The organism is Pseudoxanthomonas japonensis, assembly GCF_043632995.1.
In the GTDB taxonomy this organism is placed as follows: domain Bacteria; phylum Pseudomonadota; class Gammaproteobacteria; order Xanthomonadales; family Xanthomonadaceae; genus Pseudoxanthomonas_A; species Pseudoxanthomonas_A japonensis.
The window spans coordinates 54,049-77,871 of the sequence record NZ_CP171632.1; the positions used below are offsets into that span (position 1 = coordinate 54,049).

General features: G+C 69.0%; 20 protein-coding genes. 11 read left to right on the forward strand and 9 right to left on the reverse strand.

Going from position 1 to position 23,823, the window contains the following annotated elements; genetic code table 11:
* Positions 1–35: 35 nt before the first annotated feature.
* Positions 36–1,253, reverse strand: a complete 1,218-nt coding sequence (gene fabV / locus ACGHX3_RS00245; RefSeq protein ID WP_394695968.1) for a trans-2-enoyl-CoA reductase family protein — start codon at positions 1,251–1,253, stop codon at positions 36–38.
* Between the two features lie 142 nt (positions 1,254–1,395).
* Positions 1,396–2,880 carry a sodium/proline symporter PutP gene (gene putP / locus ACGHX3_RS00250; RefSeq protein WP_394695969.1) on the reverse strand — a complete coding sequence of 495 codons (1,485 nt, stop codon included), beginning with the start codon at positions 2,878–2,880 and terminating at the stop codon, positions 1,396–1,398.
* Between the two features lie 201 nt (positions 2,881–3,081).
* Here putP and rmuC point away from each other — a divergent pair, with 201 nt between their 5' ends.
* Both rmuC and ACGHX3_RS00260 read left to right on the forward strand, forming a co-directional pair.
* Positions 3,082–4,641, forward strand: coding sequence for a DNA recombination protein RmuC (gene rmuC, locus ACGHX3_RS00255; protein WP_394695970.1), 1,560 nt, complete (start codon positions 3,082–3,084; stop codon positions 4,639–4,641).
* A 137-nt stretch (positions 4,642–4,778) separates the two neighbouring features.
* A complete protein-coding gene (locus ACGHX3_RS00260) occupies positions 4,779–5,147 on the forward strand; it encodes a hypothetical protein (protein ID WP_394695971.1) in 369 nt (122 codons plus the stop codon).
* A 106-nt stretch (positions 5,148–5,253) separates the two neighbouring features.
* Here the strand turns inward: ACGHX3_RS00260 and ACGHX3_RS00265 are convergent, their stop codons facing one another.
* The 7 genes from ACGHX3_RS00265 to ACGHX3_RS00295 are packed head-to-tail and all read right to left on the reverse strand — an operon-like array spanning position 5,254 to position 9,503.
* Positions 5,254–6,261 carry a VacJ family lipoprotein gene (locus ACGHX3_RS00265; protein ID WP_162336115.1) on the reverse strand — a complete coding sequence of 336 codons (1,008 nt, stop codon included), beginning with the start codon at positions 6,259–6,261 and terminating at the stop codon, positions 5,254–5,256.
* Positions 6,262–6,291: 30 nt separating this feature from the next.
* Entirely contained in the window at positions 6,292–6,594 is a 303-nt protein-coding gene (locus ACGHX3_RS00270; RefSeq protein ID WP_394695972.1) for a lipid asymmetry maintenance protein MlaB, read from the reverse strand.
* A complete protein-coding gene (locus tag ACGHX3_RS00275; protein ID WP_162336113.1) occupies positions 6,578–7,249 on the reverse strand; it encodes a phospholipid-binding protein MlaC in 672 nt (223 codons plus the stop codon). The genes ACGHX3_RS00270 and ACGHX3_RS00275 overlap by 17 nt, the downstream gene beginning before the upstream one ends.
* Positions 7,246–7,788 (reverse strand): outer membrane lipid asymmetry maintenance protein MlaD, encoded by a 543-nt coding sequence (mlaD, locus tag ACGHX3_RS00280; protein WP_162336112.1) that lies wholly within the window; start codon positions 7,786–7,788, stop codon positions 7,246–7,248. The genes ACGHX3_RS00275 and mlaD overlap by 4 nt, the downstream gene beginning before the upstream one ends.
* A 4-nt stretch (positions 7,789–7,792) precedes the next feature.
* The gene (locus ACGHX3_RS00285; RefSeq protein ID WP_394695973.1) at positions 7,793–8,545 is read right to left on the reverse strand and encodes an MlaE family lipid ABC transporter permease subunit; all 753 of its coding nucleotides are present in this window, start codon (positions 8,543–8,545) and stop codon (positions 7,793–7,795) included.
* Positions 8,545–8,715, reverse strand: a complete 171-nt coding sequence (locus tag ACGHX3_RS00290; protein WP_394695974.1) for a hypothetical protein — start codon at positions 8,713–8,715, stop codon at positions 8,545–8,547. Before ACGHX3_RS00290 ends, ACGHX3_RS00285 begins: the two co-directional genes overlap by 1 nt.
* Positions 8,715–9,503, reverse strand: coding sequence for an ABC transporter ATP-binding protein (locus ACGHX3_RS00295; RefSeq protein ID WP_394695975.1), 789 nt, complete (start codon positions 9,501–9,503; stop codon positions 8,715–8,717). Before ACGHX3_RS00295 ends, ACGHX3_RS00290 begins: the two co-directional genes overlap by 1 nt.
* A gap of 288 nt (positions 9,504–9,791) precedes the next feature.
* On the opposite strand from ACGHX3_RS00295, the gene recC reads away from it, so the two are divergent.
* From recC to ACGHX3_RS00340, 9 genes are all read left to right on the forward strand, one after another.
* Positions 9,792–13,376, forward strand: a complete 3,585-nt coding sequence (gene recC / locus ACGHX3_RS00300) for an exodeoxyribonuclease V subunit gamma (RefSeq protein WP_394695976.1) — start codon at positions 9,792–9,794, stop codon at positions 13,374–13,376.
* Positions 13,373–17,008 (forward strand): UvrD-helicase domain-containing protein, encoded by a 3,636-nt coding sequence (locus ACGHX3_RS00305; RefSeq protein WP_394695977.1) that lies wholly within the window; start codon positions 13,373–13,375, stop codon positions 17,006–17,008. The genes recC and ACGHX3_RS00305 overlap by 4 nt, the downstream gene beginning before the upstream one ends.
* Complete coding sequence (recD, locus tag ACGHX3_RS00310; RefSeq protein WP_394695978.1) at positions 17,005–18,888, forward strand: exodeoxyribonuclease V subunit alpha; 1,884 nt, start codon at positions 17,005–17,007, stop codon at positions 18,886–18,888. The genes ACGHX3_RS00305 and recD overlap by 4 nt, the downstream gene beginning before the upstream one ends.
* A gap of 163 nt (positions 18,889–19,051) precedes the next feature.
* Entirely contained in the window at positions 19,052–19,327 is a 276-nt protein-coding gene (locus tag ACGHX3_RS00315; RefSeq protein ID WP_162336106.1) for a hypothetical protein, read from the forward strand.
* Between the two features lie 8 nt (positions 19,328–19,335).
* Positions 19,336–19,680, forward strand: a complete 345-nt coding sequence (locus tag ACGHX3_RS00320; protein WP_162336105.1) for a hypothetical protein — start codon at positions 19,336–19,338, stop codon at positions 19,678–19,680.
* A 959-nt stretch (positions 19,681–20,639) separates the two neighbouring features.
* Entirely contained in the window at positions 20,640–21,884 is a 1,245-nt protein-coding gene (locus ACGHX3_RS00325) for an EAL domain-containing protein (protein WP_394695979.1), read from the forward strand.
* Between the two features lie 148 nt (positions 21,885–22,032).
* A complete protein-coding gene (locus ACGHX3_RS00330) occupies positions 22,033–22,236 on the forward strand; it encodes a polyprenyl synthetase (protein ID WP_238391125.1) in 204 nt (67 codons plus the stop codon).
* Between the two features lie 61 nt (positions 22,237–22,297).
* Entirely contained in the window at positions 22,298–22,666 is a 369-nt protein-coding gene (locus ACGHX3_RS00335) for a GFA family protein (RefSeq protein ID WP_394695980.1), read from the forward strand.
* Between the two features lie 363 nt (positions 22,667–23,029).
* The gene (locus tag ACGHX3_RS00340; RefSeq protein WP_394695981.1) at positions 23,030–23,815 is read left to right on the forward strand and encodes an alpha/beta fold hydrolase; all 786 of its coding nucleotides are present in this window, start codon (positions 23,030–23,032) and stop codon (positions 23,813–23,815) included.
* Positions 23,816–23,823: the final 8 nt, after the last annotated feature.

A 23,823-nucleotide genomic window follows, 5' to 3' on the forward strand; every position in this document is an offset into this window, starting at 1 on the left:
GGCCTTGGCCCGCCTTTTTCTCGCCGCGCGAGGACTTAACCCTCTGGCGACAGCTCGATGCAGTCGAACTGCACGTCCGGGTTCACGTCGGCGTCGTAGTCCACGTCGCTGCGTTCGAAGCCGAACAGCTTCAGGAACTCGTGCTTGTAGTTGGCGTAGTCGGTCAGTTCGAACAGGTTCTCGCTGGTGACCTGCGGCCACAGCGCCTTGGCCTGTTCCTGCACCTCGGGCTTCAGTTCCCAGTCGTCCAGGCGCAGGCGGTTCTCGTCGTCGGTCTCGGCCGGCGCGCCGTCGGCGCGGTACATGCGGTCGCGGAACAGGCGGTCGAGCTGCTCGATGGTGCCTTCGTGCAGGCCCAGTTCCTTCATCACCTTGAAGACGATGCTGATGTACAGCGGCATCACCGGGATCGCGGAGCTGGCCTGCGTCACCACCGACTTCAGCACGGCGACATTCGCGGTGCCGCCGGTCTTCTTCAGGCGCTTGTCCAGGCGCTGCGCGGTCTGGTCCAGGTCGACCTTGGCGCGGCCGAGCGCGCCGTGCCAGTAGATCGGCCAGGTGATGTCGGTGCCGATGTAGCTGAAGGCGACCGTGCGCGCGCCGTCGGCCAGCACGCCGGCGGTGGCCAGCGCGTCGATCCACAGCTCCCAGTCCTGCCCGCCCATCACGGTGACCGTGTCCTCGATCTCCTGCTCGGTGGCCGGCTCGATGGTCGCGTGGGTGATGACGTCCTTGTTGGTGTCGACCGCGGTCGAGGTGTACGGCGCGCCGATCGGCTTCAGCGCGGAGCGTTTCACCTCGCCGGTCGACGGCAGCTTGCGCACCGGCGAGGCCAGCGAATAGATCACCAGATCGACCTGGCCACCCATTTCTTCCTTGATCAGTTCGATGACCTTGGCGCGCGCCTCGTCGGAGAACGCGTCGCCGTTGATCGAGCGGCTGTACAGGCCGGCGTCCTTCGCGGCCTTGTCGAACGCGGCCGAGTTGTACCAGCCGGCAGTGCCGGCCTTCTTCTCGCTGCCCGGTTTCTCGAAGAACACGCCCAGCGTGTCCGCGCCGAAGCCGAAGGCCGCGCTGATGCGCGCCGCCAGGCCGTAGCCGCTGGATGCACCGATCACCAGCACCTTCTTCGGCCCGTCGTTGCGCACGCCCTGCGCACGCGTCGCGGCGATCTGGTCGCGTACGTTGAGCTCGCAGCCGAGCGGATGGGTGGTGGTGCAGATGAAGCCGCGGACTTTGGGATGGATGATCAACGTCGTAACCCGGGGGATGGTGTGCCTGCGCGGCATCTTAGTGCCGCAGGCGGTGGGAATGAAGCATCCGCGCTGCAGACGCAGGCGTATGGATATCGCGTCGCGCGCGGCGTGATCGTGCGCGTCTTCAGTCTGGGGATCTTCAGTAGCCTTCCTGGCGCAATGTCGCATGCACGGCTTCATGACGCGGGTACAACGCCTGCGGAGCCTTGCCCAACAGGCTCACCACCACGATGGCCAACGTCGCGACGATGACGCCGGGCACCATCTCGTAGAGTGCACTGCCGGTCTGCTTCCACAGCACGACCGTGGCCGCACCCGCGATCATGCCGGCGAGCGCGCCGTTGCGCGTCATGCGCTTCCAGAACAGCGACAGCACCACGACCGGGCCGAAGGCGGCGCCGAAACCCGCCCACGCATACGCGACCAGCCCAAGCACCCGGCTCTCGGGGTCACGCGCGATCCAGATGGCCAGCAATGCCACGGCCAACACCGCCAACCGGCCGAACCAGACCAACTCGCGCTGCGTGGCGCGTGGCCGGACGAAGCCACGATAGAAATCTTCGGTCAGCGCGCTGGAGCAGACCAGCAACTGCGCCGACAGCGTGCTCATGATCGCGGCCAGGATAGCGGAGAGCAGTACACCGGCCACCCATGGGTTGAACAGCAACTCGGCCAGCGCGATGAACACCCGTTCCGGATTGGCGTCCACCGGTGCCGCGACTTCCGGATGGGTCGCGAACCAGGCGATGCCGAAGAAGCCGGTGGCCATCGCACCCACCAGGCAGAGGATCATCCAGGTCATCGCGATACGGCGGGCAGGCGGGATGGTGGCCAGGTCGTCGGCGGCCATGAAGCGCGCCAGTACATGCGGCTGTCCGAAATAGCCCAATCCCCACGCCGCGGCGGACACGATGGCGATGACGCCTCCCGCCCCGATCCACTGCAGGCGTGCGGGATCCACCTGTTCGATCAATGCCATCGCCGAACCCGGACCGCCTGCGCCGACGATGGCGAACACGGGTACCAGCAGCAGCGCGAAGATCATCAACGTCGCCTGCACGGTGTCGGTCCAGCTCACGGCCAGGAATCCGCCAACGAAAGTGTACGCAATGGTCACCGCCGCGCCCCAGAACATCGCCTGCCCATAGGGCAGACCGAACATGCTCTCGAACAGGCGCGCTCCGGCCACGATGCCGGATGCGCAGTAGATGGCGAAGAACACCAGGATCACCAAGGCCGACAGGATCCTCAACAGCCTGCTTCGGTCCTCGAACCGGTGGGTGAAGTAGTCCGGCAACGTCAGCGCGTTGTCCGTCCGTTCCGTGTAGACGCGCAGCGGACCCGCGACGAACTTCCAGTTGCACCACGCGCCGATCACGAGGCCGATGGCGATCCATGCCTCCGAGGCGCCGCCCAGGTAGAGGGCCCCCGGCAGGCCCATCATCAACCAGCCGCTCATGTCCGAGGCGCCAGCGGCCAGCGCAGTGACATAGCTGCCCAGCGAGCGCCCGCCCAGGATGTAGTCGTCGAATGTCCGCGTCCGTCGCCACGCGACAAAACCGATCCCCACCATCAGGAGCAGGTAGGCGGCGAAAGTGACGAGCAGCGGGGTGCTGACGGTCATGCAGGATCCTTGATGTGTTGGCGAACGTCCCGAGAGGAAGGCTGGCAGCGCGCGAGTCGCGCCATCGCCGACTCCGGTCACGAGCGACCCGCCAGGACCGCCCGCAGCCTAAGCGGCTCCACCCCGCGCTGGCAATCGGCGGCGCACCACGCGAGCGGACGCCGGCGCAGGCGGTGAGACGGCAGCGGCTACACTGTCCGCATGGATTCCCAGACCCTGCTCATCCTGCTGCTCGTCCTCGTGGCCGTCGCCGTCGTCCTGCTGGCGGTGCTGGTGCTGCGGTCTCGAGGGCGTACCGATGCCGACGCTGAAGCGTTAGCGCGGGATCTGGAGATCGAGCGAGGTCGCTCCCAGGCCGCCGCACTTGAGACTGCGCAACAGCGAGGTCGACTGGAAGCATTGCAGTCGGAGTTGGAAGCGGAGCGATCGCGCCTGGCAGCGCAGGCGCAGGATCTCGCGAGCGCCAGGCAACGTATCGAGCGTGAGTCGACGTTGGCGGGTGAACGCGAGACCCGGCTGACCGAACGGGCCGAAGATCTGCTGGAGGCACAGCGGCGACTGACGGCCCTCGAGGGTCAGCTTGAAGCAGAACGAACGAAGTATCAGCGCCTTTACGGTGAGCATGCCCAAGTGGCGGCAGACCTCCAGCACTCACAGCGGGCCCACCAGGAGTTGCGTGCCTATCTGGACAGCGCCCAGCAGAAATTGTCTGGCGCATTCGCCGAACTTGCCGGCAAGGTCTTCGAAGAGCGCGGACTGCAGTTCGAGAAGAATGTACGCCAGGCCACCTTGCAGTCGAAGGTGGATATCGAAGGTCTTCTGAAGCCGTTTTCCGACAAGCTCGGGGAATTCCGGCAACGCGTGGATGCGGTTTACGGCGAAGAGTCGCGTGAGCGCGCCAGCTTGCTGGGTGCGGTAGGCGAGCTGAAGACGCTCAACCAGGACATGGCCGTACAGGCGGCTGCCCTGACCAACGCTCTCAAGGGCAACGCACGCGTCCGTGGTGACTGGGGCGAGTTGATGCTGGACAGTGTGCTGCGGGGTTCGGGCCTGGAAGAGGGCGCGCATTACGAGCGGCAGCAACATGCCGTCGACGACGAGGGAGCCAGGCTGCGGCCGGACGTGGTGGTCAACTTCCCCGACCAGCGCAGGATTGTGGTGGACAGCAAGGTCAACCTGATCGCCTGGCAGGAAGCGATGAACGCCGCAACACCCGACGAACAGCACGATGCATTGCGGCGTCATGCGATCGGACTTCGCCAACACGTGAAGGATCTCGGCGACAAGAACTATCCGAAGGCGATCGGCGACGATGCCCTGGACATCACCATCGCCTTCGTGCCTATCGAGGGGGCATTGTCCGCCGCGCTGGGCGCCGATCCCGATCTGCAGGGCTATGCTTTCGATCGTCGCGTCGTCTTCGCCTCCCCCAATACGCTGATGGCACTGCTGCGCGTGACCGAACGCCTTTGGACCCGCGACAAAGTACAGAAGCAGGCGCTGGAGATCAGCGATGCCGGAGGACGTGTGCTGGACGCGCTTTCGGCGTTCCTTTCCGAGTTCGACACGGTGGGAAAGCGCCTTGACGATGCAAGCCAAGCATTCAATCGAGCCCGGAACCGTCTTACCGACTCGCCCCAGTCCGCGTTCAATCGCGCGAGGCGTCTGGCTGAACTCGGAAGCAAAGCGAAGCGCGCCTTGCCGCCGGAACTGCAGCCGGAAACGCTCCAGCAGATCACCGAAGATCGCAGCAGCGAGTAACGACCACGCACTCGGACAGCGATAACCCCATTCACGACATCCTTGCAAACCACTCCTCTGACCACTCTCGAACAATGGGCGTCAGGCCCACAGCGTGGCCTTCCATCGTCCTACCTCCTTCACCTGCAGGAATTCTCATGCGCTTCGCCCTGACCCTGTCCGCATGGCTGGTGCTCGCCGGCTGCACCACCACCACCACCGCACCCGCGACAGCCCCTCCTGCGGCCGATGCAACGACCGACGCGGCGCAGTGCGCTGCCTCCGGTGGCCAGATGCAGCCGCTGGGCCGTCTGCAGCGCGAGCAGTGCGTGGTGGCCTACGCCGACGCCGGCAAGACCTGCAGCAGCAAGGCCGACTGCACCGGCCAGTGCCTGGCCAGCGGCGACACGGAACGGGCGCCGGGCGCGAAGGCCACGGGGACGTGCCAGCGCGACGTCAGCCAGAACTTCGGCTGCCGCCAGCGCATCGATGGCGGCGTGGCCCAGGGCACGATCTGCGTCGACTGATCCCTTCCAGGGCGCCGCGTTGCGGCGGGCCACATCGCCTCCTGGAGGCACAAAGAAAAAGCCGGCGCATGCGCCGGCTTTTCCGTATCGCGACGATCAGACGGGATCAGCCCCCGTTGATCTCCGGCATCGGCATGGCGTCGGCCGGCACGGTCGGGGTGTTCTCGTCCTGCAGATACTCAGGCAGCTCGTCTTCGGTGGATGGCTTCGTGCTGCGGTGGCTCTCGATCTGGTAGTTGCGGCGCTGCAACCACGAATCGCGGACCAGCGCGTAGTCGTCCACCGCGCCTTCGCGCAGGCTGTCGAGCGACAGCAGTTGCGCGCGCGTGTCGACCAGGTTCAGGCCCTGCAGGAAGATCCGCGTCTTGTCGTCTTCGACGTAGCGGGTCGGACTGAGCGGCATGTCGCCAGCCAGGCCGAGCACGTCGCGTACCGTACGCGGGCCGAAGAACGGCAGTTCCACGTAGCGCGAACGCCGCCAGCCCCAGGTGCCCAGCGTCTGTCCGAAGTCCTCGCTGCGGCGCTTCATCTTCAGGTCGCTGGCGGGATCGAAGATGCCGCCGATGCCCACCGTCGAGTTCAGCAGGAAGCGCCCGAACGTCTGCGTGGCATCGCGCGGACGTCCCTGCAGCAGCTGGTTCACCATCGTCAGCGGCTGGCGCAGGTTGTCGAAGAAGTTGCCGACGCCCAGTCGTACGGGACGCGGCACGGCGGCGACATAGGCCCGTGCCAGCGGCCGTGCGACCGCGCGGTCGACCGCGTTGTTGAACGCGTGCACCTTGCGGTTGAACTTCTCCCACGGGTCGTAGGCGACGGGCGACTGTGCCGGCGGAGGCAGATTGGGATCGGCGACCGGGTCGTAGGCGCCCTGGCCGTAGATTGCGGCGAAATCGTCCTCGCCTTCCGACGCGGTGGCGACGTCCGTGGCCGAAGCGGGGGCATCGATGCTCGCCGGGTCGATCGGGGGTTCGGGCGGCAACGGCGCCGCGGCGGTGGCGGTGCTGTCGATCACGACGGCCTCGGCCGGCGCATCCGCCGACGGCTTGGGCGCCGATGCGCATGCGGTCGCCAGGGCGGCCAGCAGGACCACGGTGCTGAGGCGGAACAGATTCATCCTGATTCCTGGGAAACGGCGGGGGTGGGGTTACGCCGGGAAATCCAGTTCCGGCGTCAAACGGTAGGCGGCCTGCAGGTCGGCGAGACCCGGAGGCTGTCCTTCGAAGCGGGGAGCGGTGCCGGCGGCGCGCAGCCGCGCGGCCAACTCCGCCAACATTGCCAGCCCGGCACTGTCGACGGTAGTGACGTTGGTCAGGACAATGCGTTGCGCACCCGCCAGCTGCGCCGAAGCCTGCGGCCACAGCGTGGCGGCCGCCGCACGGTCGAGCGCGCCCGTGAACAGGAGCGCGTCGCCCTCCCGACGGAGGCTGGCGTCAGTTGCCGCCGGCACTGCCGTTGACCTGCAGCTTGCCGGACTTCAGGTCCGCCGCCACCTGGGCGATGGACTTCTGCCGCAGCGGCGTGTCGAACTGGGTCTTGAACGTCTGCACGAAGGACACGCCTTCCGGCAGCACGTCGAACACCTTCCACTGGCCGCCCACGTTGCGCGCATAGAAGGTGATCGGGGTGACCGTCTGGTCGGCCTGCACGAACTCGGTGTCGACCTTCACGCCGCGGCCACCGGGCAGCGGGGTTTCGGACTTCACCCGCACCTTCAGGCGTGCGTTGAAGTCCGCCAGGCGCGCGCCATAGGCGGACAGCAGGCGCTCGGTCAGGGCCTGGCCGAACAGCTTCACGTCGGCATCGGACGCACCACGACCGTGCACGCCCAGCACCAGCCGGGCGGCGTAGTCGCCGTCGAACAGCGTGTTGAACTCGGTGGTGACGAACTGGCGCAGTGCGGCCGGGTTCGACTTGAACTCGGCACGACGCTGGTCGAGCGTGGTCAGGATGCGCGTGCTGCTGGCCAGCACAACCTGGCTGGCGGTGTTCTGCTTGGCAGCGGCGGCCGGTGCGGCCGCCTGTGCGAACACGACGACCGGCGCGGATGCCAGCAGCGCCGCCGACAGCACGACGGAAAGGAGGGAGGGCTTGAGCGTCTTCATGGCGTGGGTTCTTCCTTAACGGGGGGAGCGGCGGTCTCGCCGCTGGCCGGGGTCTCCCCGGAGCCTGCGTCGGCATTGTTGGCACCGCCGCTGAACATGTACTTGCCGGCCAGCTGCAGCAGGTCCACCGCCGGCTGGGTGAAGGCGATCTCTTCGCCCGGCTTCAGCACCTCGGGGTCGCCGCCCGGCGACAGCCCGACATAGTTCTCGCCGAGCAGACCGCTGGTGAAGATGCCGGCGGCGGTGTCGGCCGGCAGGTCCTTGTACTGGCTGTCGATGGACAGGGTGACCAGCGAGTCGAACTTCACCGGATCCAGCCGGATGTCGGACACCTGCCCGATCACCACGCCGCCGATCTTCACCGGCGCCTGCTTGCGCAGCTGGCCGAGGTTGGAGAAGCGCGCGGTCAGCTCGTAGCTGCCGCCGCCCACGCCGAAGCGCTTGTTGGTGGAAGCCAGCGCCAGCACCAGCAGCGAGGCCAGGGCCAGCAGCAGGAAGGCACCGACGGCGAATTCGAGGCGGGGTCCACGGACGGACATGGGGTCAGCTCCTGAACAGCAATGCAGACATGGCGAAATTGAACATCAGCACCAGCAGCGAGGCGTTCACCACCGCGCGGGTGGTGGCGACCGAGGTGCCCTCGATGGTCGGCTCGGCGTGGAAGCCCACGTAGGCCGCCACCAGCGCGGCGGTACCGCCGAACACGGCCGACTTCAGCAGCGCCACGCCGAAGTCGTCCCAGAAATCCACGCTGTTCTGCAGCGCCGACCAGAACGTGCCGTTGTCGAGGCCAAGCACGTGCACGGCCTCGAAATAGCTGGCGCTGATCGCCAGCGAACAGAAGAAACCGGTCAGCAGCGGCACCGTCAGCACCGCCGCCCAGAAGCGCGGCGCCACGGCCTTCGCGACCGGGTCGATGGCCATCAGTTCGAGCGCCTTGATCTGGTCGGTGGCGCGCATCAGGCCCAGCTCGGCGGCGATGGAGCTGCCGGCGCGGCCGATGAACAGCAGCGCGGTCAGCACAGGACCCAGTTCGCGGTACAGCGACAGGCCCAGCAGCGTGGACAGCGCATCGCTGGCGCCGAACGTGGTCAGCGTGCGGTAGCCCTGCAGCGTCAGCACCAGGCCCACGAACGCGCCGCCCACGGCGATGATCGGCAGCGAGCGCCCGCCGATCTTGTAGATCTCGCGGGTCAGTTCGGCGAAGAAGTCGCGGGTCGGCGTCGAGGCCCGCAGCACGGACAGCGAGAACAGCCCGGCACGGCCCAGCGAACGGGTGGCGGAAACGAAGGCCATCAGGCGGCTTCCCCGTAAACGTCAGCGATTGCGCTTCGTCCGTCATCCCGGCGAATGCCGGGATCCATGTGGCCGTTGCGGTTGCGCCGGGCCTCACCAGAAGAATCAGGATGGATCCCGGCGTTCGCCGGGATGATGAGCGAGGTAACCCGCGTTGCGAAGGGCAGCATCAGGCGGCCTCCCCGCGCTTCACCGCATCGAACGCGATCGGGCCATCCGGCTCGCCGCGCAGGAACTGCTTCACAAGAGGATCCGCGGAGCCCTCCAGTTCGGACGGCGTGCCGGAGAACACCAGTCCACCGTTGGCGATCACCACCGCCTGGTCGGCGATCGGCAGCGTCTCGTGCACGTGGTGGGTGACGATGATGCTGGTCAGTCCGAGCGTGTCGTTGAGGCGCTGGATCAGGCTCATGATCACGCCCGAGGCGATCGGGTCCAGCCCGGTCAGCGGCTCGTCGTAGATCATCAGCGGCGGGTCCAGCGCCAGCGCGCGGGCCAGCGCCACGCGGCGGGCCATGCCGCCGGACAGCTCGCGCGGATACGCATCGGCAGCGGCGCGCAGGCCGACCGCGTTCAACTTGAGTTCGACCAGCCGGCGGATCAGTGCATCCGGCAGCTTCGTATGCGTGCGCAGCGGCAGCGCCACGTTCTCGGCCACCGTCAGGTCGGTCAGTAGGCCGTTGCCCTGCAGCAGCACGCCGATGCCCTTGCGCATCTCCAGCAGCGCGCGGCTGCGGTGGGGCACGGGCTGGCCGAACACCTCCACCGCGCCCGCCGCCGGCGGAAGCTCGCCGGTCAGCGCGGCCAGCATGGTCGACTTGCCGCTGCCGGACGGACCGAGCACGGCGGCGATGCTGCCGCGCGGCACGGTCAGGTCGATGCCGCGCAGGATCGTGCGGCCGCCGCGATCAAGGCGGAGTCCGGACAGGTGCACGGCAGGGGCGTCGGCAGGCGTCATGGGCGTCGTCGGCGAGCGGATCTGCGGAGGAGGGCGGCGGGTTAACGGAAAAACAACGGCGTAGCTTCGCGGCCAGCGGCTGAACATAAACCGTACCGCGCAGTTTGATTATTGTGGCATCGGACCGAGGTGTCGCGCATGGACGTGCGCAGATCCGCACGTCCATGCGCTTCCGTGGCGCCACGTTCGACGTATGCATGCTGGCCGACCCACTTTAAGAACGTCTTAAGCGCGAGCTTCCACGGCGATGTCTCGGCATTCGCGACAGGGCTGCGGCAAGATGGCGCGATGCCTGCCGCCCCGCTGCCCGACTTCCGCCTGTATCCGTCCAACGCGCTCGAGTTGCTGGCCGCGCTGCTGGCGGACGAACTGCGCCGGCCGGCGCCGGGGCAGGCGCTGCTGGCGCCGGACATCGTGCTGATCCCGCAGGTCGCCATGCGCCGCTGGCTGCAGGCCACGCTGGCGACGAAGTACGGCATCGCCGCGAACCTGGAATTCCTCACCCCCGGCGAATTCGTCGCGCGCGCGCTGGATGCCAACCTCGGGCCCGCCGGCGACGACGATCTCGATGCCGCCTCGCTGCAGTGGCGCCTGTACGCAGCGCTCGACGACCCGTCGCTGCGCCGCGATCCCGCGTTGGCCACGCTCGAGGGCTGGATGGCCGATGGCGATCCGTTGAAGCCGTGGCGGCTGGCCGGCGAGCTGGCCGGCGTGTACGAGAAGTACCAGGCGTGGCGCCGCGACTGGCTGCTGCGCTGGGAAGCCGGCGCCGACCGCGACGATCCACAGGCACGGCTGTGGCGTGCCGTCGCTGCCGGCCGCGACTACCGCGCGCGCCGCATCGACGCCTACCTCGCGCGCTTCGGCCGCGACGACGGCCCGCTGCCGCAGGGCCTGCCGACGCGGCTGCTGGTCTTCGCCACGCTCAACATCTCGCCCGACGTGCTGCGCGTGCTGGCCACGCAGGCGCGCGTCGGCACGCTGCACTTCTATCTGCCGACGCCCGCGCAGGGCTACTGGGGCGACCTGCAGACGCTGCGCGAGCGCCGCCGCGAAGGCCAGGCCGAGCTGTTCGCCGACGACGTGCAGGAGAATCCGCTGCTGCAGGCCTGGGGCGCGGCCGGTCGCGACTTCATGGCGTTGCTCGGCGACTACGAAGTGGTGCATCCACGCGCCGAGATCGATGTCTACGCCGATCCGCTCGCCACTGACGGTCCGGATACGGTGTTGCGCCGGCTGCAGTCGGACCTCTTCCACCGCCGCGCGCCTGAATCGCCGCCGCCGCGCCAGGCGCCCGACCTCGACGATCCAAGCCTGCAGGTGCATGCCTGCCACACGCGCCTGCGCGAACTGCAGGTGCTGCACGACCAGCTGCGCGCGCTGCTGGAAGACCCGCGCTTCGATCCGCCGCTGCAGCCGCGCGAGATCGCCGTGCTCGCGCCCGACATCGATCCCTACGTGCCGTATCTCGATGCCGTGTTCGGCGGCAGCGGCCACGACGATGCATTGCCGTGGGCGCTGGCCGACACCAGCCCGCTGGCGAGCGAGCCGCTGGCCGAGGTATTCCTGCGCCTGCTCGACCTGCCGCTGTCGCGCTTCGGCCTGGACGAGGTGCTGGACCTGCTCGCCAGCGCACCGGTGGCCGAAGCGGCGGGCCTCGACACCGATGCCATCGACCGCCTGCATGGCTGGCTGCGCGAGGCCGGCGCACGCTGGGGCCTGGATGCCAGCCACCGCGCCGCGTCCGATGCGCCGGCCGACGACGCCTACACCTGGCAGTTCGCGCTCGATCGCCTGCTGCTGGGCCATGCCAGCGGCGCGGACGGGATGATCGCCGGCGTCGCGCCGTGGCCGGAACTGGAAGGCGGCGCGCTCGATGCGCTCGACACGCTCGTCCGCCTGCTGCGCGACCTGGCACGCCAGCGCCGCGTGCTCGGCGAAGCGGCCACGCCGGCGCAGTGGCGCGAACGCCTGCTGCACCTGCTGGCCGTGTTGCTGCCGGAGCAGCCTGCCGCGTCGCGCGCGCAACGCACGCTGGACCGCCTGCGCACGCTGATCGACCGTTTCGCCCGCGATGCGGAGACGGCCGGCTACGACGGCGGCGTGCCGCCCGAGGTGGTGCGCGCGCACTTCGCCGACCAGCTGTCGCAGGCCGACACGCGCGCGCCGCTGCTGACTGGCGGCATCAGCGTGGGTCGGATGGTGCCGATGCGGCTGCTGCCGTTCCGCGCCATCTGCCTGCTCGGCATGAACGACGGCGACTTCCCGCGCCGCGATCCCGCCGCCGGCCTCAACAAGCTCACCGCCGAGCTGCATGCCGGCCGGCGCAAGCCCGGCGACCGTTCCACGCGCGAGGACGACCGCTTCCTGTTCCTGCAGCTGTTCGCCGCCGCGCAGGACGTGTTCTACGTCAGTTACCTGGGTGCCGACCCGCGCGACGGCAGCGTGCGCGAACCGTCGGTGCTGGTCAGCGAGCTGCTTGACGTCGCCGCGCGCTACCACGCCGATCCGGCCGCCAAGACGGCGCTCGTCGTCCGCCATACCCTGCAGCCGTTCGCACCGGCCGCGTTCGGCAGTGCCGAGGAACCGCGCCGCTTCAGCTACCGCGCCGCCTGGCGTCCGGCCGCCGACCGCGTGGATGCCGCGCGCGCCGCGCTGTCGCCCTGGGCGGATGCGCCGTTGCCTGCAGCGGAAGACGAACACGACCTGCCGCTCGACACGCTGCGGCGCTTCCTGCTCGATCCGGCCGGCGCCTTCCTCGCGCACCGCCTCGGCCTGCGCCTGCCCGACCCGATCGATATCACCGAGGACACCGAGCCGCTGGTCGCACCGGCGCGCGGCCGGGACCGCGCACGCCTGCGCCGTGACGTGTTCGACTGGCTGCTCGACACCGCACGCCCGCAGGAGGCACGCACACCGTCCGCGCTCTACCCCCGGCTGCGCGCGCGCGGCCAGGTGCCGAGCGGGCCGCTGGGCGAACACGCGGCCGAACACGTGTTCGCCGAGGTCGAGCCTTACGCGCAGGCGTTCGCCGACTGGATCAGCCACGACCGCCGCCATCGCCAGCATGAGGCGCTCACCGAGCCGGATGGCCAGGCGGTGCTCGCCGCAGTACTGGCGGGCGAGGCCATCGACGCCGACGCATTGCGTGCACGGCTGGTGGAACACCGGCTGTTTCCGTGGCAACGCGGAAATGGCCGCGCACCGGGGCCGGACGCTGAGCTGCGTCGCCTGATGCTGCTGGTGCACGAAGCCGAAGAGTACGCACGCCTGCAGCCGCAGTGGCGTGAGCAGGTGGAATGGCGCGGTCTGGTCGCGGCCGACGACCTCGGTGCGCCGCGCGTCGAAGCGACGATCGGTGGCATCCGCGTGCACGGCCGCATCGCCGATGTCTATCCGCATGGCCTGGCGCGTGTGCAGATCGGCGCGCTCAACGGGCCGGCCGTCATCCGCCACGGCCTGGACGCGCTTCTGCTCAATGCGGCCGGGCTGTCGATCCCGCTGGTGCAGATCTACGACGGCGACGAGGGCATCCGTGCCTACGTCACTCCGGCACGGTCCATCGAGGAAGCACAGGATGCGTTGCGCGCGCTGCTCGCCGTGCGTCGCGATGGCCTGCGCGCGCCGCTGCCATTCGCACCGAACACCGGCTGGGCGATCCACACCGCCGAGACCGGACTGCGCGAGTCCGCGGCACGCGAGGCCTGGTATCCCGGCGACTACCGCTGGGGCGAAAGCACGGGCGAAGCCATCCAGCTCGCGTTCCGCGGCCGCGACCCGCTCGCCAGCGACGAAGGCATGGCGGACTTCATCGACACCAGCCTGCGTGTCTACGGCGCACTGCATGGCGCATCCGCCGAGGACGCCGCATGAGCACCTTCGATCCCGCCGGCGAGCCCTACCTGACGCGCGCACTCGATGGCGTGCAGCTGATCGAGGCGAGCGCCGGCACCGGCAAGACGTATACGCTGGCCACGCTGTTCACGCGCCTGATCGTCGAGCAGCGGCTGCGCATGGGCGAGGTGCTGGCGGTGACCTACACCGAGGCCGCCACGCAGGAACTGCGCAAGCGTATCCGCGAACGCCTGGCGCTGGCGGCCGACCTGGTCGACACGCGGCCGCGCGACGAGGAGCGGCACGAGGTGGCGCTGACGCGCTTCGTCATCGATCGGCACCTCGCCGCTGGTGGGGAAACACCGGCGCAGCTCGCGCGCCGCCTGCGCACCGCCGCCGAGGAAACCGACCTCGCCGCCATCTTCACCATCCACGGCTTCTGCGCGCGCGTGCTGCGCGAACACGCGCTCGAGACCGGGCAGGGATTCGAGGCCGGCGAGTTGCTCGGCAATACGCGGGCATTGCATGCGGAGCTCGCGGCCGACCTGTGGCGCACGTATGCCGCCGATCCGGCGACGGTCGATGCGCTGGCCGGCCTGTGGGGCGGTCCGGATGCGCTTGCCGACGACCTGCCCGCGCTGTGCGGCCCGTTGCCGCTGCTGCCGCCCGCGCCGTCCGGCGACGACGGCGAACGCCAGGTCGCCGTGCAGGCGACCCGTGCCGGTCATGCCGCGCATCTGGTGAATGCGATCGGCCTGCACCTGGCTGATGCGCAGGCCGCCATCGCCGCCGCGTTCGACCAGAAGGTCTTCGATGGCCGCCGTGCGCGCCGCCCCAGCTTCGACAAGGCGTTCGAGGAACTGCAGGCGGGCGCCGCGCTGGCCGAGTGGCCGCGCAACGACAAGACGCATGCGCAGAAGCTGTTGCCGGACGCATTGCGCGGCTTCTGCAAGGACACGAACGATGCCCGCGTGCCTGTCTCGCCGCTGTTCGATACGTGGCGCGACTGGTGCGAGGCCGACGACGCCTGGCAGCAGCTGCAGCTGCGCCTGCGTGCCGGCCTGCTCCACCGCCTGCGCGACGACGCCCGTCGCCGGCTCGACGACCTCAAGCGCACGCGCCGCGTGCAGACCTACGACGACCTGATCGAACGTGTTGCCATCGCACTCGACGGTCCGCGCCGGCAGGCGCTGGTCGCCGCGCTTCGCGCGCAGTACCACGTCGCGCTGGTGGACGAGTTCCAGGACACCGACGAGCGCCAGTGGCGGATCTTCGCGCGCGTGTTCGGCGATTCCGATGAGGTGCGCGCGCTGGGCGAGATGCCTGCCTTGTTCCTGATCGGCGATCCCAAGCAGGCCATCTATGGCTTCCGCGGCGGCGATGTCGCCACCTATCTGCTCGCGCGTGGCGTGGCCGACGAGGCGCCGCGGCTGGCGCACAACTTCCGCTCGCGGCCGTCGGTGCTGCGCGCGGTGCGCGCGCTGTACGAAGGTGCGTCCGCGACCGGGCAGGAAGCGTTCGCGCATCCCGACATCCGCTTCGAACCGGTCGAACCCGGTGGCAAGCGCGGCGATGACGACTATCGCCAGGATGACGGTGCCGCCCCCGCGCTGACCCTGCGCCTGCTGCGCAACGAGGCAGGCGGCGCGCTCGACGCCGACGGCTCGCGCGAGGCTGCGACTGCCGCCTGCGTGGCCGACATCCATCGCGTGCTGACCGATGCGCGTGCCGGCCGCGCGCGGATCGATGGCTGTCCCGTGCGCGCCGGCGACATCGCCGTGCTGGTGCGCAACCACAAGGAGGCCACGCGTGTGCAGCAGGCGCTCGCGCGCGCCGGCGTGCCCGCGGTGGCGGCCGGCAAGCAGAGCCTGTTCGCCAGCCCTGAAGCCGCCGAACTGCGCACGCTGCTGCTGGCGTTGCTGCACCCCGCCGACAACGGTCGGTTGCGCGCCGCGCTCGCCACCGTGCTGCTGGGCGAAGACGCGACCGCGCTTGCCGCACTGGACGAGGATGGCGAGGCGCAACGCCGGCACCAGTCGCGCCTGCTGCACTGGCGCGAGCGCTGGCAGCGCGGCGGGCCGTTCGCACTGGTGTCCGAACTGTGCGTCGTGCAGGCCGAGCGGCTGCTGGGCCTGCTCGATGGCGAGCGCCGCCTGACCAACTACCTGCAGCTCGGCGAGCAGTTGCAGGAAGCCGCGGCGCGCACGCTCGGCCTGCACGGCCTGCTCGACTGGTTGCAGACCCGCATGGCCGACGCCGATGCCGACGATGAAACGCAGCTGCTGCGGCTGGAGTCCGACGCGCTGCGCGTGCAGATCGTCACCCTGCACAAGAGCAAGGGTCTGGAATATCCGCTGGTGTACCTGCCATTCGCGGGCCTGGGCACCTCGCGTCCCGACAGCGGCCGCCATCGCGTGGTCCACGACGGCACGCAGCGCGTGCTGCAGTGGAAGCTCGACAAGGACGATCCCGCCTGGAGGGCCGCCGGCGATGCCGCGCGTCGTGAGGCGATTGCCGAGGATGCACGCCTGCTCTACGTAGGCCTGACCCGCGCCGAGCATGCGCTGTGGATCGCCGCCGGCGATGTCGCCGATCTCGGCAAGAGCCGGCTCGCACCGCTGATCGCCGACCTCTCCCTGCTCGGCACGCATGCCGACGTGCGCATCGTCGAAGGCCCGGCCGAAGCGCCGCCGCTGCGCCTGCCGCCCGAACGCGAGGGCGCCGTGGCGCCCGCGCGCAGCGCCACGCGCCGCATCGCACCCGACTGGTGGGTCTACAGCTTCACCCAGCTCGCGCATGCCGACGGTGGCGCCGATCCGCTGGCCGCGGCCACGCAGGCCGATCCCGGCGGCGAGGACGAAGCCCCGGCGTCGGACATCGACGAGGCGCCGCGCGATGCTGCGGTGCCTGCCGTCATCGATCCGCGCTTCGCCGGCAGCCGTTTCGGCGTGGTGATGCACGCTGCGCTGGAACACGCCGACTTCGCCGCATGGCGCGACTGGCGGCCCGGCGACGCCGCACCCGACGGGCAGGATCTCGTCATCGCCGATGCCCTGCGCGAAGGCGGCTACGCGGAGGCCGAGGTCGCCGACGGGCTGGACGTGCTGGTGCCGCTGGTCGGGCACACGCTCGGCACCGTGCTGCCCGAGGGCGTGCGCCTGGCCGATGTGCCGGCTGACCAGCGCCGCGCGGAAATCGAATTCCACTTCGCCATGCAGACCACTGGCGTGCCGGCGCTGCTGACGCTGCTGCACCGCCACGGCCTGCTGCGCCATCGCACGGCGTTCGGCGCGCGCCAGCGGCTGGAAGGGCTGATGACCGGCCTGATCGACCTCACCTACGTGCACGAGGGCCGCTGGTACGTGCTCGACTACAAGTCCAACCAGCTGCCCGGCTACGACGCCGTCGCCATGCAGCAGGCGATGGCACACAGCGAGTACGACCTGCAGGCGCTGATCTACACGCTCGCCCTGCACCGCTGGCTGCGCTTCCGGCTCGGCGATGCGTACGACTACGCACGCGACTTCGGTGGTATCCGCTACCTGTTCTGCCGCGGCCTGGATCTCGCGCAGCAGCCCTCGCCCGGCGTGCATGCGCAGCGCTTCGCGCCGGACCTGGTGCATGCGCTCGACGCGCTGTTCGCCGGCCACGCGACGGAGGCCGCCGCATGAGCCTGCTCGACGCGCTGTATCGCGGTGGCCACCTGCGCACGCTGGACCATGCCCTCGCGCAGAGCCTCCGCCGGCTGGATCGCGACACGCCGGACGCGGTGCTCGCCGCCGCCGCGCTGGCCTCGCTGGCGGTCGCCAAAGGCCATGCCGGCGTGTCGCTGGCATCGTCGCAGGCGCTGCTCGATACGAGCCTGGAGGCGGTCTGGCCCGACGAAGGCGACTGGCGCGCGCAGATCGCTGCGTCGCGCTGGGTCGCCACGCCAGGCGATGCCGACGCCGTGGCCGATCCGCATGCGCCACTGGTGCTGGAAGGCGACCTGCTCTACCTGCGCCGCTATCGTGAATACGAACGTGCGCTGGCACTCGGCCTGCAGCGCATCGCGACGGGCACGGTGACGGATGCCGGCATCGAGCCGTTCGCACCGCTGTTCGCCACGCTGTTCCCGCCGGCGGCGCACGATGGCCATCAGGCACGCGCGGCCGCGCTCGCGTTGCGCCATGCACTGCTGCTGGTCACCGGTGGCCCCGGCACCGGCAAGACCACCACCACCGCGCGCCTGCTGGTGTTGCTGGCAGCGCAGGCGCGTCACGCCGGTCGTGGCATGCCGCGCATCGCACTGGCGGCACCCACCGGCCGTGCCGCCGAACGCATGGCGGAAAGCGTGCGCCATGCCGTGCAGGCGCTGGCCGCTGCCGGCATCGACGCCGACCTGCTCGCCACATTGCCCGCCACCGGCACCACCCTGCATCGCCTGCTCGGCACGATTCCCGACTCGCCGCGCTTCCGCCACAACCGCGACAATCCGTTGCCGTTCGATGTGGTGGTGGTCGACGAAGCCTCGATGATCGACCTGCCGCTGATGGCGAAGCTGGTCGACGCCGTCGCCGACGGCACGCGCCTGGTGCTGTTGGGCGATCCCGACCAGCTGCCGTCGGTCGAAGCCGGCGACGTGCTGGCCGCGATCCTCGGTGCTGCCGGCGATGGCGACACGCTCGCGCACGACGACGCGGCCGCGCTGCATCCGCTGCTCGGCGAACCCGCCGGCCGCCATCCCCGCGAAGGCGGTGACCCAGCGCCGTCTCTCCCGACATTCCCCGGCGTCCGCGTGCACCTCCAGCGCGGCTGGCGCCAGAGCGAAGCGCTGCAACTCGCGCCGCTCGCCGCCGCGGTGCGCGACGGCGATGCCGATACCGCGCTCGACCTGCTGCGCGGCGGCACGCTGTCGAACGTGCACTTCCACGAGGGCCTCGCCGATCCGCTCGACGCGCGCCGCGACGCACTGCTCGCACACTGGCGATCGCTGACGCAGGCGGCCACGCCGGCCGATGCGCTCGCGCAATCCACGCGCCTGCGCCTGCTCACCGCCGTGCGCGAGGGCCCGCAGGGCGCGCGTACCCTCAACGCACGCATCGAGCGCCTACTGGTGGACAACGCTGCCGGCACGCCGCGCGGCGGACCCGGCCACTTCCACGGCCAGCTGCTGATCGTCACCGAGAACAGCTACCGCCATCGCCTGTTCAACGGTGACATCGGCCTCTGCCTGCGCGACGAGGATGGTGTGCTGGTCGCATGGTTCCCCGGTGAAGATCCCGCGCAACCGCGCGCCTTCCATCCCGCCGCGCTGCCCGCGCACGAGTCGGCCTTCGCGATGACGGTACACAAGGCGCAGGGCTCGGAGTTCGATACGGTGTGGCTGCTGCTGCCCGCCCGCGGCAACCGCGTGTTGTCGCGCGAACTGGTCTACACCGGCATCACCCGCGCCCGACGCGAGCTGCATGTCGCCGGCAGCGACCCGGTGATCCGCGACGCGCTGTCGCGGCATGCGAGCCGCTGGTCGGGGCTGGGGTGGCGGTTGCGGCAACCTGCCTTCACGCAGTGACGCCGTGCGCATAACGTGATGCCGATCCATGCGTTTGCGGTCGGGGGCACAAGGGCGTATACCTGTCCTGGCTGACGGGCAGCTTTTTCCGCCGCTTTCGCCGGTCGATCCCCTTCCTCTCGGCTTCATCCACGCGACGCCGTGTCGTGCCGAGGAGGTGTAGGTGGCGAATTCGCAGGTCCAGGTCTTCATTCTCCATCTCGGGTTGCAGCAGTCCATCGGTCCGGGCGACCTGCGGTCGATGTGGGCGACGGCCTGCGAGTCGCCCGACATCGCGGTATCGCGACGGCCATCGGCGCATGGGCACCAGGCGAGCGAGCGCCCGTGTTTCGGGCTGTGGGCGGGTCGGCAATTCCATCGCGTACCGGCAGAGAAGCGCATGCGTGCGTTGCTGGAAGCACGCGGTTTCCATTTCACGTTGACGCATACCGCCCTGTAGGAGGGTGCATGACCTTTGATGTCGGAATCGGCAAGTGCCGGTCGGTGCAATCGGATTCGGTGGATGTGTGGGTGGACGGTTCCATCGTCCGGCGGCTGGCGCCGGAGACCAAATGGCAGCGCGATGGCATCAGCGTGTTGCAGGTGCCGTCGAAGGTGTGCAGCGCGCGCCACCGCGTGGCGGTCGGCGAGGAGGTATTCCTCGACACGGCGCTGATCAATCCCAACAGCGCCGGCAAGCTGGATGTGGAAGGCAGCGGCGACTACGCCAAGGCGCGCCTGTCGCTGCTGGTGCCGACGATCGACCCTACGCCCGCTCCGCCGCCGCCTTCTCGCAAGGCGAGCTGGCGCTGAGCCCTGCGCGCCGCACACAGTAGACGCTGCAAACGAAGAGAGCCCCTTGCAGGGCTCTCCGTCATCGCTTCGCGAACGGATCAATGCGCCTGGTCCCGCTTGCGGTCTCACTGCAGCAGTGCCCGCTGACCGTTCCGGTCGTTGTGCCGGCCTGGATCCTTCGACCAGCGCTGTCGCATCGTGCTGATCCTGTTCCTGCGGATTGCGCTTCCGTTACCACGCCTTCGAACGCTTGATCCTTCGTTCGATGCGCGTCGCAAAGACTCCGCGCACGCCAACGCGTCAACGCCGGCACGCAAGCGCGCCTGAAGTGCTTTGCCGCCCAACGGTAATTGGCAGCATCCGCTCCTGCAGCGGATCGCGTGGTGGTCCGCACCCATGAATGCGCAACGATCCGCAACGTGGTGACAGCACATGCGTCGATGCCATCGACGTGCCGCCGCGGATGGTTGGACCGACCGTGTGCAGCACAGCCGGCCATCACGTCATCGCGCGTGGCTTACGGCTGGTGTTGTTCTCGCACGCAACGCGCACATGCGGATCACGGCGTTCCGCATCGCCTGCAACTCGACGATAAATTGACGACGGCCGCGTCAGAAAAATGACATTACGGGTGCGGTCCGATCCTTTGTTACCCTTTCCTCAACGGCGCTGCCGAGCGCTCTTTCCGCTCCCTCCCAACGCGTAGCACGTCGGCGCACCTCCAGGCTGCGCGGATGGCGCGGCAGCGGTCGTGACATGAGGTGCTTCGACGAATGCCGAGAAGATCAGGAGACGAGGCGCTGGCGCACTCGCATGCGCTCAGGATGAGCGCGCAAGGCGAATCGCGAAGAGGCAAAGTGGCGGCCATCCTGACGCTGGCGGGCGTCGCATGCATCAGCCTTGGGCTGGCGTGGACACTCTGCTATCTCTACTTCGGACGCCACGAACTGTCGTGGGTCTTCGTGGGCTTGACGGGCGTGGGCGTGCTCGCCGTCCACCGCAGCAAGCGCAGCGACGGCGCATCGATCCTTCTCGTTGCGCACGGGATTCTCGCGGTCATCTGCGCCATCGCGCTGATCGACGCACCCATCGCCTGGGTTCCTCGTTCGGCCCACCTGTTCCTGCTGCCGCTCGCTGCCGGGGCTGCGTTCACCTTCGAGCGGCGCGAGCGCTACGGGACGCTGGTCTTCCCTCTGGTGTGCCTGGGTGCTTTCGCCGCCTTCGCGGTGGGCGCACTGGACTCGCTCGCACCCGGCATCTCGCCGCCGGTCGAGGTGCGCGCATGGGGAGCCAGGGCGAATACGACGATTTCGATGTTGCTGCTGGCCGCGATCTTCGCCATCTACCGCATCGACAGCGGAAGGCGGCTGAGGATGGAGCGCGAACTGGGACGGGCCGTCCGCAATGGCGAAATCGAGGTGCATTACCAACCGCAGGTACGCGGCAGCGGCATCGTGAGCGGTGCGGAGGCACTGGTCCGCTGGCGGCACCCTTCCGGCAGACTGTTGTCGCCCGACGCCTTCATCCACCTGGCGGAGGAAAGCACGCTGATCCGCGAAATCGGAATGGAGGTCCTGCGCCAGGCCTGCGAGACGCTTGCGCACTGGTCGACGGACCCCCGGACGCGGGCACTTCGCCTGGCCGTGAACATCAGCCCCGTGCAGTTGCAGGACGAGGCGCTGGTATCGTCGGTGTCCGCCATCATCCGTGCCGCCGGCATCGACCCGGTATTGCTGGAGTTCGAGCTGACCGAATCCGCGTTGTCCGCCGATACCGCGGCAGTGGTCAGGCGGATGGAACAGCTGGAGTCCACGGGCGTTTCCTGGGCGCTCGACGACTTTGGAACGGGCTACTCCTCGTTGGCGACGTTGCGCACGCTGCCGGTCCGAAAGCTGAAGATCGATCGGCAGTTCCTGGCCGAGGCGACGCGGCAGGAAAGCGCCCAGCAGCTGCTCGGCAAGATCATCGAGATCTCGCATGTCATGGGCATGAGTGCGCTGACCGAAGGTGTCGAAACCATCGACCAGCGCGACCTGCTGATCCGACTCGGCTGCGACCACTTCCAGGGCTACCTGTTCGCACGGCCGATGCCGCGCCAGGAGCTGGATGCGTGGCTGGCGACCCAGCGATTGCCCGTGGCTCTCGCCGGTTCGTCGCGCCGGGCGACGCGGGCGAGATCCGATTCTCCAGCCGCCCCGCGATGGAGAGAGCCGGCCGCGTGACCGCCGCACCACGCGGCACCGGGCGTTCGCGTCCTGCGCATCGGGGAACGAATGAAGGCCGTGCACACCGGTGCGCCCCTGCCCCCTTCCTGCTGGTGCACAATGCAGCGCCTTGAGAGATCCCGGTGCGTCGATGGATATTGAAGCCATGTTGAGTTCCGTCCTCCGCGAGGCGGGCTACGGCCCGGACGCCATCGGCTCGGCGATGCCGCGGATCCTGCGCATCCTGGAAGCCGAGGACGTGCGCATCGAGATGGGCCGTGCCCTGTCGCGCAAGGAGCGCGAGTACGTCCGCCTCCAGCTCGAACTGGGCCTCAGCGTGCGCGAAGTCGTGGCGGGCCTGAAGAAATAGGCAAGTCCATGGGGCAGGCGCCGCGCGCGCATCCTGGCGCCGGGACTTCCGGGAGCATTACATGCACACGGTAAAGGGCAGCTGCCACTGCAAGACCGTCGAGTTCGAGGTCGACCTGATCGACGGCCACCAGAACATCCGCCGCTGCAACTGCTCCATGTGCAGTCGTCGCGGCGCGATCATGGCCGGCGTCACCCTGGATCGCCTGCGCATCACCCGCGGCGAAGACAAGCTCAGCCTTTACCAGTGGAACACGAAGATCGCGAAACACTGGTTCTGCAGCGTGTGCGGCATCTACACCCACCACCAGCGCCGCAGCGTGCCCACCGAGTACGGCTACAACCTCGCCTGCATCGAAGGCATCGACCTCCCCACGATCGGCGAGATCGGGGACAGCAACGGCGCGGCGCAGACGCTCGTCGCCTCCTGACGGACGTGATCGTCCCGAGGAAGCGTCAGCCCTCCGACTCGACCTCCCGGAGAGCATCACGCTTCTCGCACCAAGACCCGGCGACGGCAGGCAAGCGCCGAGCGACCTCCTGAAAACCGGGGCCCGGCGATACCACCATCGCCAGCGCTCGAACGGCTCGGTCGAACGGCTGTGTCGGCCGTGCGTCCCGGACCCGCGCCGCACCTGCCCGCCTGCTGACGCAGGCCCAGGAAGGTTCCGGCAGGCGACGGACGATAAATCAACTTTTCAGGATTTGACGCAACCAATCGTTCGGGTGACCGCGGCAAAGTAGCCCTGCCGGCCAAGACGCCGCACCCACCGCCACCGCCCGAGGAAACGACCATGTTCAAGCTCATCCCCGCCCTGCTCGCCGCCGCCCTGGCCGCCAGCCTGCCCCCCGCCACCCATGCCACCGACGCTGCCCGCGACAGCGGCCAGGTGAAGAACGTCGTGCTGGTGCATGGCGCCTTCGCCGACGGGTCCGGTTGGCGCCCCGTGTACGACGACCTGACCGCGCGCGGCTATCGCGTGTCGATCGTGCAGAACCCGCTGACCTCGCTCGCCGACGATGTGGCCGCAACCAGGCGCGTGCTCGACCGCCAGGACGGTCCCGCCATCCTGGTCGGACACTCCTGGGGCGGTACGGTCATCACCGAGGCCGGCGTGCACGACAAGGTGGCCGGCCTGGTCTATGTGTCGGCACTGGCACCGGATGCCGGTGAAACCACGGCACAGCAGTACACCGGATTCGCGCCGACGCCCGAGTTCGTCATCGAGACCAGCGCCGATGGCTACGGTTTCATCAGCCCCGCGAAGTTCAAGGCCGGCTTCGCGCACGACACCACCGACGCCGACGCAGCGTTCCTGCGCGACTCGCAGGTGCCGATCAACATGGCGGCCTTCGGCACCGTGCTGACGAACGCAGCGTGGCGCAGCAAGCCCAGCTGGGCAGTGATCGCCACCGAAGACAAGGCCTTCGACCAGGCGATGCTGATCCACATGGCCGAGCGCATCGAAGCCCGCATCACCAAGGTCTCCGGCAGCCACGCCGTCTTCATGACGCAGCCCAAGGTGGTCGCCGACACGATCGATCGTGCGGCCAGGGAAGCAACTCAGTACGCGAAGTAAGTTGGCAG